General features: G+C 64.5%; 13 protein-coding genes and 4 tRNA genes. 3 read left to right on the top strand and 14 right to left on the bottom strand.

Features of this window, described 5'->3' with window-relative positions; all coding sequences use genetic code 11:
- Positions 1–248 precede the first annotated feature (248 nt).
- The 11 genes from rplL to ACXJLH_RS27100 all read right to left on the bottom strand — a co-directional run bounded on the left by rplL (position 249) and on the right by ACXJLH_RS27100 (position 5,700).
- On the bottom strand, positions 249–629 hold the full coding sequence (gene rplL / locus ACXJLH_RS27150; protein ID WP_056194794.1) for a 50S ribosomal protein L7/L12: 381 nt from the start codon (positions 627–629) through the stop codon (positions 249–251).
- A gap of 50 nt (positions 630–679) precedes the next feature.
- Entirely contained in the window at positions 680–1,216 is a 537-nt protein-coding gene (rplJ, locus tag ACXJLH_RS27145) for a 50S ribosomal protein L10 (protein ID WP_056194797.1), read from the bottom strand.
- 265 nt (positions 1,217–1,481) lie between these two features.
- Positions 1,482–2,192, bottom strand: a complete 711-nt coding sequence (gene rplA, locus ACXJLH_RS27140) for a 50S ribosomal protein L1 (RefSeq protein ID WP_056194799.1) — start codon at positions 2,190–2,192, stop codon at positions 1,482–1,484.
- 1 nt (position 2,193) lies between these two features.
- Positions 2,194–2,631, bottom strand: a complete 438-nt coding sequence (gene rplK, locus ACXJLH_RS27135) for a 50S ribosomal protein L11 (RefSeq protein WP_056194802.1) — start codon at positions 2,629–2,631, stop codon at positions 2,194–2,196.
- A 271-nt stretch (positions 2,632–2,902) separates the two neighbouring features.
- On the bottom strand, positions 2,903–3,478 hold the full coding sequence (gene nusG, locus ACXJLH_RS27130; protein WP_057297385.1) for a transcription termination/antitermination protein NusG: 576 nt from the start codon (positions 3,476–3,478) through the stop codon (positions 2,903–2,905).
- Positions 3,479–3,493: 15 nt separating this feature from the next.
- Positions 3,494–3,880 (bottom strand): preprotein translocase subunit SecE, encoded by a 387-nt coding sequence (gene secE, locus ACXJLH_RS27125; protein ID WP_056194808.1) that lies wholly within the window; start codon positions 3,878–3,880, stop codon positions 3,494–3,496.
- A gap of 140 nt (positions 3,881–4,020) precedes the next feature.
- Positions 4,021–4,096 (bottom strand) — tRNA-Trp (locus tag ACXJLH_RS27120).
- Between the two features lie 15 nt (positions 4,097–4,111).
- Positions 4,112–5,302, bottom strand: coding sequence for an elongation factor Tu (tuf, locus tag ACXJLH_RS27115; RefSeq protein ID WP_457447468.1), 1,191 nt, complete (start codon positions 5,300–5,302; stop codon positions 4,112–4,114).
- 52 nt (positions 5,303–5,354) lie between these two features.
- Positions 5,355–5,429: transfer RNA gene (locus ACXJLH_RS27110), tRNA-Thr, on the bottom strand.
- Positions 5,430–5,503: 74 nt separating this feature from the next.
- Positions 5,504–5,577: transfer RNA gene (locus ACXJLH_RS27105), tRNA-Gly, on the bottom strand.
- Positions 5,578–5,615: 38 nt separating this feature from the next.
- Positions 5,616–5,700, bottom strand: a tRNA-Tyr gene (locus tag ACXJLH_RS27100).
- 565 nt (positions 5,701–6,265) lie between these two features.
- On the opposite strand from ACXJLH_RS27100, the gene ACXJLH_RS27095 reads away from it, so the two are divergent.
- Both ACXJLH_RS27095 and ACXJLH_RS27090 read left to right on the top strand, forming a co-directional pair.
- The gene (locus ACXJLH_RS27095; RefSeq protein ID WP_457447466.1) at positions 6,266–9,061 is read left to right on the top strand and encodes a TonB-dependent receptor; all 2,796 of its coding nucleotides are present in this window, start codon (positions 6,266–6,268) and stop codon (positions 9,059–9,061) included.
- A gap of 191 nt (positions 9,062–9,252) precedes the next feature.
- Entirely contained in the window at positions 9,253–10,863 is a 1,611-nt protein-coding gene (locus ACXJLH_RS27090) for a tryptophan halogenase family protein (RefSeq protein ID WP_457447464.1), read from the top strand.
- Here ACXJLH_RS27090 and ACXJLH_RS27085 read toward each other — a convergent pair.
- Positions 10,851–11,864 (bottom strand): cupin-like domain-containing protein, encoded by a 1,014-nt coding sequence (locus ACXJLH_RS27085; protein WP_457447463.1) that lies wholly within the window; start codon positions 11,862–11,864, stop codon positions 10,851–10,853. The two genes, ACXJLH_RS27090 and ACXJLH_RS27085, sit on opposite strands and share 13 nt — an antisense overlap.
- A gap of 20 nt (positions 11,865–11,884) precedes the next feature.
- Positions 11,885–12,835: a cupin-like domain-containing protein gene (locus tag ACXJLH_RS27080; RefSeq protein WP_457447461.1), complete on the bottom strand. Its 951-nt coding sequence runs from the start codon at positions 12,833–12,835 to the stop codon at positions 11,885–11,887.
- 434 nt (positions 12,836–13,269) lie between these two features.
- On the opposite strand from ACXJLH_RS27080, the gene ACXJLH_RS27075 reads away from it, so the two are divergent.
- Positions 13,270–15,918, top strand: a complete 2,649-nt coding sequence (locus ACXJLH_RS27075; RefSeq protein WP_457447459.1) for a TonB-dependent receptor — start codon at positions 13,270–13,272, stop codon at positions 15,916–15,918.
- A gap of 72 nt (positions 15,919–15,990) precedes the next feature.
- Here the strand turns inward: ACXJLH_RS27075 and ACXJLH_RS27070 are convergent, their stop codons facing one another.
- Positions 15,991–16,698 carry a DUF6445 family protein gene (locus ACXJLH_RS27070; protein WP_457447457.1) on the bottom strand — a complete coding sequence of 236 codons (708 nt, stop codon included), beginning with the start codon at positions 16,696–16,698 and terminating at the stop codon, positions 15,991–15,993.
- Positions 16,699–16,705: the final 7 nt, after the last annotated feature.

Below are 16,705 nucleotides of genomic sequence, written 5' to 3'. Positions count from 1 at the left end.
CTAGCTTGGTGGTTGGCCACTACCAACCGCTGGCGGACAACTTCGGCATTGCACCGAAGTCCGACCAAACTGGTTCTCTGCAGTCGGATCAGAGAACACGTGAAAGAACCGCGCATCATACCCGCGCGAGGTCTTTCACCTGTTCTCAAGCAGGATTAACCCGCAAAGACAAAAAAGGGGAAGCCCAAAGGCAACCCCTTTTCTAGTCAGTGGGGCCGGACCTGCTGCACAGGCCCCACCCCAAAGTCTTACTTCAGCTCAGCCTTGGCGCCGGCTTCCACCAGCTTCTTGACTGCAGCTTCGCCGTCGGCCTTGGAAACGGCTTCCTTGACGTTCTTCGGAGCGCCGTCGACCAGGTCCTTGGCTTCCTTCAGACCCAGGCCCGTGATTTCACGGACGGCCTTGATGACGGAGACCTTCTGCGCGCCGGCTTCGGTCAGCACGACGTTGAACTCGGTCTTCTCTTCAACGGCAGCAGCGGCGCCGCCGCCGGCGCCACCGGCGGCCGGAGCAGCCATCGAAGCGGCGGACACGCCGAACTTCTCTTCAATTGCCTTGACCAGATCGTTCAGCTCCAGAACGGTCATGCTGTCCAGCGAGGCCAGGAAAGCGTCTTTATCGAATGCCATGATGAATTTCCTTAAAACAGATTGATTGCGTGTAACGCGTAGTTCGTCGATCAGGCGGCAGCCGGGGCTTCTTCAGCGGCAGCTTCCGTAGAAGCGGCGCCTTCGCCACGCTTTGCAGCCAGGGCAGCCAGCACGGCCGCGGTGCGTTGCACCGGCGACAGCAGCAGGCCTGCGATTTGCGACAGCAGCACTTCCTTGCTCGGGACGGATGCCAGCGCCTTCACGCCGTTCACGTCCAGAGCCTTGCCACCGTACGCACCGCCCTTGATGACGAGCTTGTCGTTGGTCTTGGCAAAGTCAGCGATGACTTTGGCAGCCGCGACAGCGTCTTCCGAAAAGCCGTAGATCAGCGGGCCGACCATGCTCTCCGAAGCAGCCTCGAACGGGGTGCCGGCGACAGCGCGACGCGCCAGGGTGTTCTTCAGCACGTGAAGATACACACCTTGGGCGCGCGCGGTGACGCGCAGCTTGTTCAGGGCTTCAACGGTGAGGCCACGGTACTCGGCCAGCGCCAGCGTCTGCGACTTGGCAGCTTGCGCTGCGACGTCGGAGACAACGACTGCCTTCTCGTTGCGATTGAGACTCAAGGTCTACTCCTCACATTTGCTCTCTCGGCCTTGCGGCTTTGGGAGCGCCAGGGATTCAGCGACCATCTGTCAGGAAACCCACCCCGATGGCTCGGAGCGGCAAACCCTTCAGCGGGACCGCCATCTGCGTTGGTTCTCAACTTGCGTCGAGATTTAAGGGGTCTCCACCAACGGTCTTGGATGACGCGCCACTCCGGCGAACCGGAACAGCGCCCCACCAATCTTGTTGCCCAGGGCCAGACTCGCCCCGAGCAGATTCAGTGCATCAAGCTGCGTTGGCTTGAGCGTTGATCGACGCGATTTCGACGCGGGCGCCGACGCCCATCGTCGAGGACACGGCGACCTTGCGCAGGTAGATGCCCTTGCTCGACGCCGGCTTGCTCTTGTTCAGAGCTTCGATCAGCGCGCGCAGGTTGCCTTCCAGCTTGTCGGTGTCGAACGAGCGACGGCCGAGGGTGCCGTGGATGATGCCGGCCTTGTCGACGCGGAACTGGACTTGGCCAGCCTTGGCGTTCTTGACGGCAGTGGCGACGTCCGGGGTCACGGTGCCAACCTTGGGGTTAGGCATCAGGCCGCGCGGGCCCAGGATCTGACCCAGAGTACCGACGACACGCATCGTGTCGGGCGAGGCGATGACCACGTCGAAGGGCATGTCGCCCGCCTTGACGCGCTCGGCCAGGTCTTCCATGCCGACGACGTCGGCGCCGGCGGCGCGGGCTTCATCAGCCTTGGCACCTTGGGCGAACACGGCGACGCGCTTGGTCTTGCCGGTGCCGTTGGGCAGCACGACGGCGCCACGAACGACCTGGTCCGACTTCTTGGCATCGATGCCGAGCTGAACGGCGACGTCGATAGATTCATCGAACTTGGCCGAGGCCAGGCTCTTGACCAGGTCCAGGGCTTCGGTCAGCGCGTACAGCTTGGTCGACTCGACCTTGCCAGCCAGCGCCTTTTGCTTCTTGGTGAGCTTGGCCATGTCAGACCCCTTCCACGATGATGCCCATCGAGCGGGCGGAGCCGGCGATGGTCTTGACTGCGGCGTCCATGCTGGCGGCCGTCAGGTCCTTGGTCTTGATCGTTGCGATCTCTTCCAACTGGGCGCGGGTCAGCTTGCCGACCTTATCCAGGTGGGGGCGCTGCGAGCCCTTCTCGATCTTCGCGGCCTTCTTGATCAACACGGTCGCCGGGGGCGACTTGATGACGAAGGTGAAGCTCTTGTCCGCGAACGCGGTGATGACCACCGGCAGCTTCATGCCGGGCTCGAAGCCACCAGCCGAAGTCTGGGCGTTGAACGCCTTGCAGAATTCCATGATGTTCAGGCCACGCTGACCAAGCGCGGGCCCCACCGGGGGCGAAGGGTTGGCCTTGCCGGCCGGAATTTGCAGCTTGATGAAGCCGACAATCTTCTTTGCCATGTTTTCTCCAATCCAGTGCCCGGGCGGCAAGCCTGAACACCTGAGTGCTAGCGCATCGGACTCGGACCGAAGTCCTTACCTTTGCTCCTCTTGCCCGCCTCTCGTTGCAGACTGATCACGGGTCGACGTTAGGGGACGCCGGCCGAACCCAGGATTCTACTCTGCTGCTCAAATTTCAGGCTATGCAGCCCTTCACTTGGACGTCAGAGGTGCGCGTCGGACCTTTTGCCTTAGCCCTGCGGGCAGCGGCGAAAAGTTTGACGACGCGTCGTCAAACTTTTTCGACCTGCGAGAAGTCCAGTTCCACCGGCGTCGCGCGGCCGAAGATCGTGACCGACACACGCACCTTGGACTTGTCGTAGTTGACCTCTTCGACCGAGCCGTTGAAGTCGGTGAAKGGGCCTTCCTTGACGCGCACGACCTCGCCGACCGTCCACTCGACCTTGGGCCGTGGCTTCTCGACGCCTTCCTGCATCTGGTTGACGATCTTCATGACCTCGGCCTCCGAGATCGGGGCCGGGCGGTTCTTTGCGCCGCCCACAAAGCCCGTCACCTTGGACGTGTGCTTGACCAGATGCCAGGACTCGTCGTCCATTGCCATTTCCACCAGCACATAGCCCGGGAAGAAGCGGCGCTCGGTGACGGCTTTCTTGCCGTTCTTCAGCTCGACGACTTCTTCGGTTGGCACCAGGATGCGGCCGAACTTGTCCTGCATGCCGGCGCGGTCAATGCGCTCGCGCAGGTTGCGTTCGACAGCCTTTTCCATGCCCGAGTAGGCATGGACGACATACCAGCGCTTGGGCAGGCCCGTCGGGGCTTCGGTCGTGACGACTTGTTCTTCAGACATCAAGATTCCTTGCGATCAGCGCTTCCAGCCCAGGATCAGGTCGTACAGCACCCATTCCAACGTCTTGTCCGTCATCCACAGGAAGAGCGCCATGACGACGACGAAGGCAAACACATAGCCCGTCATCTGGGTCGCTTCCTTGCGGGTCGGCCAGACCACCTTCTTGACTTCACGCGTCGAGTCGCGGCCGTAGGCGATCAGCGCCTTGCCGTGTTCAGACGTAAAGAAAGCCGCCACGCCGGCGGCCAACAACACGAGCAGCGAGGCCCACTGCGCCAGCGGGCCTTGCTTGGACAGGCCGTAGTAGGCCGCCAGCGCGCCAATCAGCAGCAGTACCGCAACGGCCAGCTTGGCCTTGTCGGCGCCGCTGGTCACGGTCTCGACTTGGGGAGGATTCGCCATCACTTCACTTTCACGCGCCGCTTTGAAGCGGCTGTCAGACGCTGCCAAGGTTTGTCGCCATCAGCAGCAAGGCCCGCCGAGATCTCTCTCGCGGGCCGATGCTTGTTGCCAGGAAACCAACCGTCGTGATCAGCGACTGTTGGCAGGGGCAGAGGGTCTCGAACCCCCAACCTTCGGTTTTGGAGACCGACGCTCTGCCAATTGAGCTATGCCCCTGTGGCCTTGAAAAACTTACGAGAGGATCGTGGCGACGACGCCCGAGCCGACGGTACGACCGCCTTCACGGATGGCGAAGCGCAGGCCGGTTTCCATCGCGATCGGTGCGATCAGCTTCACGGTGATGCCGACGTTGTCGCCAGGCATGACCATTTCCTTGTCCTTCGGCAACTCCACGGCACCGGTCACGTCCGTGGTACGGAAGTAGAACTGGGGACGGTAGTTGTTGAAGAACGGCGTGTGGCGGCCGCCCTCTTCCTTGGACAGAACATAGATTTCTGCCGTGAAGTGGGTGTGCGGCTTGATCGAGCCGGGCTTGGCCAGCACCTGGCCGCGCTCGACGTCTTCACGCTTGGTGCCGCGCAGCAGGATGCCGACGTTGTCGCCCGCTTGACCTTGGTCCAGCAGCTTGCGGAACATTTCGACGCCGGTGACGGTGGTCTTCTGCACGTCGCGGATGCCGACGATTTCGATTTCTTCGCCGACCTTGATGATGCCGCGCTCGACGCGACCGGTCACGACGGTGCCGCGGCCGGAGATCGAGAAGACGTCTTCAACCGGCAGCAGGAAGGCGCCGTCGATGGCACGGTCCGGCTGGGGGATGTAGTTGTCCAGGGCGTCGGCCAGACGCATGATGGCTTGCTCGCCCAGGTCGCCCGTGTCGCCTTCCAGCGCCAGCTTGGCCGAACCCTTGATGATGGGGGTGTCGTCGCCGGGGAAGTCGTACTTGGACAGGAGCTCGCGCACTTCCATTTCGACCAGCTCGAGCAGCTCGGCGTCGTCGACCATGTCGCACTTGTTCAGGAAGACGATGATGAACTTCACGCCRACCTGRCGAGCCAGCAGGATGTGCTCGCGGGTCTGGGGCATCGGGCCGTCAGCGGCCGAGCACACCAGGATGGCGCCGTCCATCTGGGCGGCACCGGTGATCATGTTCTTGACGTAGTCGGCGTGGCCGGGGCAGTCAACGTGCGCGTAGTGGCGGTTGGCCGTCTCGTACTCGACGTGRGCGGTGTTGATCGTGATGCCGCGGGCCTTTTCTTCAGGCGCTGCGTCGATCTGGTCGTAGGCCTTGGCCTCGCCRCCGAACTTCTTGGACAGCACGGTCGCGATTGCCGCGGTCAGCGTGGTCTTGCCGTGGTCAACGTGGCCAATCGTGCCCACGTTCACGTGCGGCTTGGTCCGTTCAAACTTGCCTTTTGCCATCTTGCGCTCCTGAGGCGAACCCGTTGAAACGAGTAGAAAAAGAGAAAATCTGTGGTGCCCTTGACGCGGATCGAACGCGTGACCTCTCCCTTACCAAGGGAGTGCTCTACCACTGAGCCACAAGGGCATCGGCACGGGTTTGACGCCAGACGAACTGGCCGGCAAACCGGTGTCGACGCTGACCAACCAAACCGCCCGGATTGGAGCGGGAAACGGGAATCGAACCCGTGTCATTAGCTTGGAAGGCTAAGGTTCTACCATTGAACTACTCCCGCTCTGGGAGTCCTGCCGCAACCGCCAGCAACGGCAGTTTTGGTGGAGGAGGCTGGATTCGAACCAGCGTACGCTATGCGGGCAGATTTACAGTCTGCTGCCTTTAACCACTCGGCCACCCCTCCTGAGGCAAGCCCGCAACTATAGCACAGGGCAAACGGGGTGCAACAGCCGCCTCGCGAAGAAGGCAAGGGCCAAGAGCGCAGCAACGCGCAGCCGGACGGCCCGCTGCGATCCGCCCGTCTCGCCTCACGCGGCGGCACCGAGCACGCCGCGGCGTCATCGACGCAGCCCCGGGGCATCGGACCAATACAGAACCAGATCAAGGCCACCCAGCTACCAGCCAGCAAGCCTTGCTGAGCGACTCCTCGCGCCTTTCGCAAGGGCCGCGTCGCCGGCGCGCAACAGTTTTACACGCGCAAAGATACCAATCAAACACCAATATGCTCGGCTGATTGGCCGACCCAGAGAGGGCGCCGCCCAATGAGCGGGCACTTTTGCACCACCACTCGGGAAACCCCTCAGTAAAAATTGGTAGCAAAGTGGCGTTATCAATCGTTACAGTGGCATGGCACTGGTTGGATGCGCTTTTGAGGGCACACAAGGCATCAACCGGACCGAAGGTGGTATGCAACGCACCCGAAGCAGTCACCGCCGCCCGAATTCATTGGCCACAACGAGGAACAGCATATGAAGGTCAAGCAGACTCCCATCTCGCAGGCGGTATTCATCGCTTTGCTTGGCGCCAGCGGCGCCGCCATGGCGCAGCAAGCCCCGACTCCCCAACAACTGGACACGGTCACCATCACCGGTATCCGCGCGTCGCAGGAGAAGTCGCTGAGCGTCAAGCGCAATGCCGATGCCCACATCGATGTCATCTCGGCCGAAGACATCGGCAAGATGCCCGACAAGAACGTGGCCGACTCGCTGGCTCGCGTGCCCGGCGTCACCATCCTGAACAGTCCGGCCGGGGGTTCCGGTGGCTTCGACGAGCGCGACCGCGTCGGTCTGCGCGGCACCAACCCCAGCCTGACGCAGACCCTGCTCGACGGCCACGGCATCGCCAACGGCGACTGGTTCGTGCTGGACCAGACCGGTGCCGGCGTCGGCCGAAGCGTGAGCTACTCGCTGCTGCCCTCCGAACTCGTGAGCCGCGTCGAGGTGCGCAAGAGCGCCGAAGCCTCCCTGGTGGAAGGTGGCACCGCGGGTTCGGTGAACATCATCACCCGCAAGCCGCTGGACTTCGCCAAGGCGCTGACCTTTGAAGCGGGCCTGGGCGCCGTCTACGCCAGCCTGCCCAAGAAGACGGACCCGCAGCTCAGCGTGCTGGCCAACTTCAAGAACGAGTCCAAGACCTTCGGCGTGCTGGTGCAAGCCTTCTCGGAAAAGCGCAGCCTGCGCCGTGACGGCGTGGAAACGCTGGGCTTCATCAACAAGCTGGACACTACCAACGCACCTGCCCTTGTCGCAGCGCACCCTGACCTGATCGGCGTCTACACGCCCGACCTGATCGGCGCCGCCTACTTCACGCAAGAGCGGGAGCGCAAGGGCGGCCTGGTACGCGCCCAGTTCAAGCCCACCCAGGACATCGACCTGACGCTGACGGGCTTCTCGTCCAAGATGGATGCGGACAACTACAACCGCAACTACCTGATCGCGCCGCGCGCCGGCCTGATCAACAGCGCCACGATCTCGAATTACAAGATCGCCACCGACAGCAAGGGCGTTAAGACACTGACGCAGGCCACCTTCGACTGGGCCAGCTCGTCGACCGCCGGCTACTACGACATGATCTCGCGCAAGGCCTCTGCCGAGAGCAACTTCCTGAGCCTGGATGGCACGTTCAAGGTCAACAGCGCGCTGACGCTGACCGCCAACGCCGGCACGTCCAAGGGCAAGGGCCAGACCGTCAGCCAGGACGTCGTCGAACCGCACATCGCCGCCACGCGCGCTAGCTATGCGCTGCAAGGCAACGACACGGCACCCGCCTTCAGCTTCACCAACCCCACGGTGGGCTTTGACTGGATCTTCGGCGCCGAGCACGTCATCGTGCACGACAAGGAAAGCTGGGCCCAGGTGGACGGCGAGTACTCGCTCGACTCCGGCGTGCTCAAGAGCCTGAAGTTCGGCGTGCGCAGTGCTCAGCACAAGCGCAACACCGATGCGACGCTGAACCAGGGCCCGGGCTGTGCCACCGGCACGCCTTACCGCGTCGGCCCCTGGGACTGGAGCAAGCCCAGCGCCTGCGCCGACGCAAGCGGCAACGATGCGCCCCAGCTCTCGCCCTACACCCTGCCGGCCTTCAGCCAGTCATTCCCGGGCAACTACGGCAGCGGCTTGGGGCAAGGCTTCCCGACCAATCTGACCTATATCTCGGCCGCGGCCCTGGCTGAGTACAACAGCCGCGTCACCAACCGCGATCCCATCGCGCGCCGCTCGCCCATGGACGGCGGCGAATACAGCGTGAAGGAAACCACCACCGCCGCCTACCTGCAGGGCAACCTGGAAGGCGACGGCTGGAGCGGCAACGTCGGTCTGCGCGCCGTGCGCACAAAGCAGTCCTCGGGTTCGTTCCGCCCCAGCTTCCCGGGCGAGAAGGCTGATGTGTCGTCGGCATTCGGTGACTTCACGGCCACCTCCGCTGACCGCACCTACACCGACCTGCTGCCCAGCGCCAGCGTGCGTGTGGACATCCGCCGCGACGTGGTGGGCCGCCTGGCCGTGAGCCGCACGGTGACCCGCGCCGACTACACGGCCCTGTCCGCGTTCACGTCGCTGAGCACGACCGGCATGTTCCTGGACAACAACGCCATCGGTGGCGGCACGGCCGGCAACCCCGACCTGAAGCCGATTCGCTCGACCAACTTCGACGCCAACATCGAGTGGTACTTTGCGCCGCGCGCCTTCGTGTCGATGGGTGCCTTCCACATGCAGATGGGCAGCTACATCACGAACGGCACGTTCACCAGCACCTACCCGGTGCTGCTGGGCAACACCAACCAGCAGGGTGGCGTGCAGCAACTGGTGAACCGTCAGTTCGTCATCACCGGCCTGACCAACAAGAAGGCTTCCGTCACCGGTCTGGAATTCGCGTTCGAGACGCCCATCGCCAACAACTTCGGCGTGACGGCGAACTACACCTTCGCGGACGGTCACGACCAAGACGGCCATGTGCTGCGCGGCGATGTGAAGAACTCGTTCACCCTGGGCGGCTTCTTCGAGAACGACCACTTCTCGGCGCGCTTGAACTACAGCTACACCGATGACATCTTCATCGGCACCGACCGTGGCACGGACTACTTCCAGAAGGGCAACGGCGTGCTGTCGGCGTCTCTGGGCTACAAGATCAACGACAACTTCGCCGTCAGCCTGGATGCGCAGAACCTGAACGACCCGAAGCTGAAGTACTACGCCTCGGAAGTGCAGCCGCGCGCCATCTACAAGAACGGCCGCCAGTTCTACCTGACCGCGCGTGTGAAGTTTTGACCCCTCGCCTGGTCACGCGCCGCTGAACGCGGACGTGCCCAGTCGGTCCCCCGCGGGGACGGCGATGCTTGGCGGATCGACCGCCAAGCACATCGCCAGGCGGGCCGGCTTGGGAGCGGCCCGGCGCTGCGGCCCGCAGCAACCCCGAGGGGAGCGCTCAACACGCTCCCCTTTTCCATTCCAATGCCCTCATGAGCGACACCGCCACCCTCATCGACCAGTACATCGCCGCCCGCCCCCTGGGCGGCAGCACCGATGCGCCGCCGCCGGTCAAGCACATCTGCATCGTTGGCGGCGGCTCGGCGGGCTGGATGACGGCGCTGATGCTGGCCACCACGGCCTATGGCCCGCGGCTGAAGATCACCGTGCTGGAGAGCCCCCAAGTCGGCATCATCGGCGTGGGCGAGGGCTCGACGCCCTGGCTGCGCCGGTTCTTCGAGATCCTGGGCATCGAGGAGTCGGAGTGGATGCCGGCCTGCAACGCCACCTACAAGAGCGGCATCACCTTCGATGGCTGGTCGACCAAGCCCGGCTTCGAGCGCTACTTCCACCCCTTCGTGTCGATGCTGGACAACATGACCATGCATCCCTTCGTCGACAACGTGCACGCGCGGCTCGACGGCGCCGACGTGTACGCCCACCCGGACCGCTTCTTCACGTCCGCGGCGCTGGCGCGCCAGGCCCGCGGCCCGCGCGCGCTGCCCAATTTCCCCTTCGACGTCTGGTACGGCTATCACTTCGACGCCACGCTGCTGGGCCAGTTCCTCGGCCTCAAGGCGGTGGAGCGCGGCGTGACCCACCTGCGGCGCCACGTCACCCAGGTGCTGCTCAACGAGCGCGGTGACATCGACCGGCTCCAGCTCGATGACGGCGAGACGCTGGCCGCCGACTTCTTCGTCGACTGCAGCGGCTTTGCATCGCTGATGATTGGCAAGGCCCTGCAGACACCCTTCATCGGCTTCGGGGAGAACCTCTTCAACGACGCGGCCGTGGCGATGCCGACGCCGCTAGAAGGCCCCATAGAGTCGCAGACCGTGTCCACCGCGCTGCGCCACGGCTGGGCGTGGAAGATCCCGCTCACCCAGCGCCAGGGCAATGGCTATGTCTACAGCAGCGCCCACTGCTCGGCAGACGAAGCCGAGACCGAGCTGCGCCAGCACCTGGGCCTGCTGGATGCCGATATCCCCGCCCGCCACCTCAAGATGCGCGTGGGCCGCATGGCCAAGGTCTGGAACCGCAACTGCGTGGCCATCGGCCTGTCGCAGGGCTTCATCGAGCCGCTGGAAGCCACGGCCCTGCTGTTCGTGCAGGTCACGGCGTCCATGCTGGTGGAAGTGCTGGAGAAGGGCGACCTCGGCGTCGCCTCGCAGGACGCGTTCAACGCCGCCATGCACAAGCGCTTCGAGAACACCCGCGACTACATCGTCGCGCATTACAAGACCAACTCGCGCACCGACACCGACTACTGGCGCGAGAACGCCGCGAACATGCACCTGTCGGACTCGCTGCAAGGCGTTCTGATGACGTGGATGTCGCGCAAGCCCCTGGTCGCCGCCCTCAAGACGGGCCGCTTCGGCGGCGGCTACCCGGCCGTGTCCTGGTATGCGCTGCTGGCCGGCATGGGCATCTTTCCGGATGCGCAGGACCTGCAGCCGCCGACAGAGCACCAGGCGCGCCACCGGCTGGAGGCGGTGGACGACTTCATCCAGCGCAGCGCGACGAACTTTCCTGACCACCGCGAGCTGCTGGCCAACATCCCGCCGGGTGTCGGCGACAAGGCCCTGCAGATCTACACCTGGTGATTCAACCGGTCCAGGATGTCCTTGCGCACGGCGGCATCGGCCGCCGCGTCGATGTCGCCGAACAGATGGCGCTGGCCTGCGGGGATGTGAGCCAGTCCTTCACCCCGCGCGCCGAACACATAGTGCGCGAACAAGGCGCGCCAGCCTTCACGTTCACCGTCGGGCAGATGCCGCAGCGCCAGCATGGCCAGCCGCATAGCCGCCAGGTGCAGGTCATCCGGGCGCTGCGGTGCGGCCAGCGGCCGCCACCAGTAGTTCATCAGGATGTTCAGGTGCGGCGCCAGCGACTCGACCTGATGGAACCACAGCGGCGGCATGTAGATCGCGTCACCCGGCTCCAACTCGGCCACCACGGCGTGCGTCAGGGCTTCAGCTAACAAAGGGAACTGCGCCGGGTCTGCGCGGTGCAGATCAGGCACGACTGACATCGGCGCCGGCGTGGGCGCGTAGTCCGGCGGACCCAGGTAGAGCAGCGGTGCGCAGGCCGGCGGCAGAAGCGTGAAACGGCGGCGGCCGGCTGCCACGCAGGCGATGTTGTGGGAATCGTCGAAGTGCGCGGGCACCGTCGCACGGTTGCCGATCCAGATGCGCGGTGGCACGGCGGCGTCCAGCAGCGGCAAAACATTGGCCAACTCCAGGCCCGGCAAGGCCTCCGACACCAATGCGCTTTGCGCCGCCAGGCTCGGCGGGTCGGGGAAGTGGCTGTAGCGCCAGAGCTGCTCGAACAAGGCGGCATAGGGCCGCTTGTCGCGCATGAAGTTGAAGCCGTCCAGGTCGGGCTTGTAGCTGAAGGCCCGCGTGGGTTCGGGCTTGGCCAGCACGGCGTCCACGGGCTTGCCGCCGTCGAAGCCCATCAGGTATTGCAGGCAGGGATCCAGGCCCGCGCGCCCTTGCGCGACCAACGGCCAGTGCCTCACCGCGCCGCGCATCACGACCGGCTCGTAGGCGGGCACCACCTCGCGCTCGAAGCGCTCCCGCGTGATGTCGTCAACTTCCTTCATGGGCCGCATGGAATCCGTCCTCAGCGTCGCCGCGCCAGCACGCCATGCCAGGCCTCGGGGATGTGTCCCGCCGGCTCCTGCTCGCGCTGCACTACATAGTGCTCGAACATGGCCGCCCAGGCGTCGCGCTGCGTTGCAGGCAGCGCGTTCAGCACCTGGATGGCCTGCAGCAGCGCATGCGCTGGCGCAGGCAAGTCCTTGGCACCGGCAACGGGCCACCAGTAGTTGATCAACAGGTTGACCTTCTCCAACGCCTCGACCTGGTGATACCAGAGCGGCGGGATGTAGAGCGCATCGCCCGGCTCCAGCTCGACAACCTGTGCAGACGCCAGCGCCTTGCGATAGCGCGGGTAGCGCTCGAAATCCGGCGACTTTGGATGCACGACCGAGATGGGCGCCCCCGACGGCGTGTGCTCGAGCGGCCCGATATAGAGATTGCCCACCTGCTGCGGCGCGAACAGCGTGAAGCGCCGGCGCCCGGCCACCACGCAGGCGAGGTTGTAGGGGTGGTCGTGATGCACCGGCACCGTCAGCGCATTGCCCAGCCAGAAGTTGGGCACCACGCCAGGCAGCGCCCGCAGCATGTTCTCGTCGAGGAAGCCCGGGATGACGTCGCTCACCTTGGCGCATTGCGCAGCAATGGAGGGTGCACCGTCGACCGGCAGATAGGCCGCCAGGTTCGCCATGAACTCAGGCAGCGTCATGCGCGCCTTGACGAAGGCGAAGTCGGTCAGGCCGTCGTTGTAGCCCATGACGCCACGCGCCGCGGCGCGCGTCTTGGTGGCCATGACCTCGGCGCCCCGGTCAAAGCGGCGCAAATAGTCGCAGATGCTCAAAGCCGTCTCGCGCCCGGCCTGCACGGCGGGCCAGCCTGCCAGCAGGCCCTTCAGCAGCACGGGTTCGGCCCGCTGCTCCAGGCGCTCCTTGAGCTGCGGCTCGTCGGCCGCCGACCAACTTTCAACCGGGTTCATGTCTGCCACATCGGGTCTTGGAGCAACAGCTCCTGGGCCGCCATTGTCCCGGCTTGCCGCACGCGGGGCGCCTCCGGCAAACCCTGTACCAGATCAAGGCCACTTGCCATGAAACCGCCTAGCTGCCGGCCCGTCGTCGCCACCGCACAACAGGATCGTCGGCCGAGCTCCGGCACCAGTCAGATACCAATTAACCATGCGAGGTGAGCCTCCTACAGGGCAATCTGACCCTGCTTCATAGGCACGACCAAGCCACTCGGGAAACTACCCAGACTCGATTGGTAGCAAAGTGGCGTTATCAAAATCTATAGTGGCATTGCACTGGTTGTACGCAAATCTGAACCAGACAAGGGCGGCAACCGGACTCAAGGTGGTACGCATAGGCCAACGGCGGCCATCCCACCCGAATCATTGGCCACAACAAGGATTAGTTCATGAAGGTCAAACCGACCCCCATCGCGGCCGCTGCGGCCTTGACATTGCTGAGCATGGCTGCCCAGGCACAAGAGGCGGTGGCGCCCGCACTGGCGAACACGCCGGCCCAGCTCGAGCAGGTGGTCGTCACAGGCATCCGGGCCTCGCTGCAATCCGCCGCCACGATCAAGAAGAACGCCAGCGCCGTCGTCGATGCCGTCTCCGCCGAGGACGTGGGCAAGCTGCCCGACTCGGACGTCGGCCAGGCCCTGGGCCGCATCCCCGGCGTGTCCGTGGGCCGTGCCTTCGGCCAGGGCGCCTCGGTGTCCATCCGCGGCTCCGACCCACAGATGACCTACACGACGCTGAACGGCCAGACCGTCGCGTCCACGGGCTGGTATGACCAGCTCGACATCGACCGCTCCTTCAACTACTCCCTGCTGCCCTCTGAATTGATCGGCGGCATGGAGGTCTACAAGTCCTCGCAGGCCGACCTGACCGAAGGCGGCATCGGCGGCACGGTCATCGTCAAGACCCGCAAGCCGCTGGACATGGCGGCCAACAGCGGCTTCGTCAGCGTCAAGTACGGCAAGGGCACGATCAGCGACCCCGAGAAGGAAGTCTCGGGCCTGTACAGCTGGAAGAACGAGGCCAAGAGCTTCGGCGTGCTGGCCGCCGCGGCCCATGCCGACGGTTCCTACATCCGCCGTGGCGTCGAGGCCGACAACCGCTGGTCGGGCGACGTGGCGCCCACCGCCTTCATCCAGGACCGCAAGCGCGACGCCATCAACCTGACGCTGCAGGCCCGCCCGGCCCAAGGCCTGGACCTCGGCCTGAACCTGCTCAAGCTCAAGCTCGTCGGCGACAGCTCCAACAGCAGCGACTACATCTTCCAGGACCCGAACTGCGACAAGCGCAACACGGACGTGAAGTCGGCCTGGAACCCCACCGGCATGTGCGTGCACAGCACGACCACCGCCGCCAAACCGCTGCCTGACCAGTTCTTCCAGGTCTGGGCACGCGCCGCCCAGATGACGTCCGACAGTGTCACCTTCGACGGGCACTACAAGCTCGACGGCGCCAAGTTCGACCTCGTCGCCGGCACGACCAAGGCCAAGGGCGGCACGTCGCTGACGGCCAACTTCCAGGCCGGCAACTGGGATGCGGGCTTCGCGCGGCCGAACTGGCAAGGCACCATCGACGCAACAGGCCACCAGATCGTCATCAGCCCGACGTCCAGCCAGTCCTTCACGGCCGCTCAGCTGCCGTCGCAGCTGGGCCCGCAGACCTGGGCGACGTCACAAGGCCCGAACAAGGACCAGGAGAAGTACGCCCAATTCGACGCCACGTTCGACCTGAACTGGGGCGCCATCAACACCTTCAAGACCGGCGTGCGTTTTGCCGACCACACCTTCGAGAAGCGCGCCTACCGCCCGGTCTGGGCCGCCACCATCGCCACCAGCCCCACGGCCAGCCTGTTCGACGGCACGGTCGACGTGGCCAGCTGGAGCATCCCGCGCCCCAACATCGGCGCCATGGTGGCCGGCACGTTGAAGAACATCAACGGCTGGAACGAAGACCGCTCCGCCTACAGCGAGCTCAACGAGAAGAACCAGGCCCTGTACGGCATGTTCGACTTCGAGGCTGGCAACCTGCGCGGCAACTTCGGCCTGCGCTACATCTCCACGGACGTGAAGAGCACCGGCTACAAGTTCGACGGCACGCCGCTGGCCGCGGGCGACTACGAGGGCAACGAGAACTGGGGCCGCGGCTTCGACGTCAAGAAGTCCAAGTACAACGACGTGCTGCCCAGCGTCAACCTGGCCTTCGACCTGCGCAAGGACCTGGTGCTGCGCGCCGCAGCGTCGCAGGCCATCACGCGCCCGAACTTCGCCAACATGTTCGGCATCCAGGTGTCCGGCTACAACGACGACCGCATCGGCAACGAGACCTGGACGGTCGGCAGCGTCGAGCTCAAGCCCATGAAGTCCAGCCAGATCGACCTGAGCCTGGAGTACTACTACGGCAAGGGCAATGTGCTGTCGGCGACCTTCTTCAACAAGGACATCTCGAACTTCATCACGGCCAATGTGCTGCTGAACCAGAAGATCGGCTTGGTCGACCCGTTCAGCAAGGTCGACAACTGGACGGTGCAGAACTTCGTCAACGCCGGCGGCGGCCGCCTGCGCGGCATCGAGCTGCAGGCCAACCATGCCTTCGAGAACGGCTTCGGCATCGTGTCGAACTACACCTTCACCGAAGGCACGGCGCCCAAGGAGAGCTTCGCCGACCAGCTCGGCCTGTTCACCCAGTCGTCCAAGCACAACGTGAACCTGGTGGGCTACTACGAGACGCCCGACTACTTCGGCCGCCTGGCCTACAACTGGCGCTCCAAGTACATCATTCGCGAGAACGCCTACTGGTACGGCAACCGCATGCACGCCAACTTCGGCACGCTGGATGCGAGCTTCGGCTGGAACATCAACAAGTGGCTGAAGCTGAGCTTCGACGCGGTGAACCTGACCAAGCAGGACGACGTCCAGTACGGCGCCATGTCCACCAGCCTGCCGGCCGACGGCCTGCACAAGGACCCGCTGAAGGCCGGCTACCCAGCCTGGTCCTTCAAGGGCGAGACGACCTACAAGATCGGCCTGACGGCGAAGTTCTGATCGACGCCCCCGGCCATGCAAAAGCCCGGCGAATGCCGGGCTTTCCTTGTTGCGTGAAGCGCAGACCGCAGCCTAGAAGTCGTAGAAGGAATTCGCCGTCAGCCGCCCCGTGCGCGGATCGCTGCTCAGGCTGAGCTGCGGGTTCACGACGGCCGAGTGAAGCAGGCTGCCGCGGTAGATGACGAGGCGGTTGAAGCGGGCAGGCATCATGCCCAGGAACTCGAAGTGCTCGTCGGAGTCGTCGAAGTAGCGCTGCGCGGGCGGGCGGGCGTTGAGCTCGGCGTAGTAGGTGTCGAGGAAGGCTTCGCAGTTGTCCGCCGTGACCTGCTGCAGGCCTGTGGCCTTGTGGCGATAGAAAGCGGTGCCGCCGTGCGCGCCGTCGCAGAGGTAGAGCAGCACGGCCATATGGTGGGGCGTGCTGGCGTCGAAGTGGGGTGTGCGCTGCAACGGGCCGAGTTCGTCGGGCTGCATCGTCGTCAGCGAGAAAGCGCATTCGCTCTTGCGCAGATCGAGCGCTTCGGGCACGCCGAAGTTGAGGCGGATCAACGGCTCCATCAGCGCAGTGAGGTTGGCCGAATAGTCGGCTGGCACCGGTGCGCGAATGCCCGGGTAGCCCTTGCGATCAGCCACGCCGGGATAAGGCGCGAAGCTGACCTTGGCGGCCGCCTCGACCATCGCCAGCGGGTTCTCAAGGAAGTTGTCGATGAAGACGACTTGATGCTCGCCGAGCTGCGCGGACTGGATGTCCGGCGGCATGCGGATGGCGAAGGCGTCGCTCATGCTCGCG

Source organism: Roseateles sp. P5_E4, from assembly GCF_054049255.1.
The sequence above is the reverse complement of the archived record's forward strand: the minus strand, read 5'-3'. Positions and strand labels throughout refer to the sequence as shown.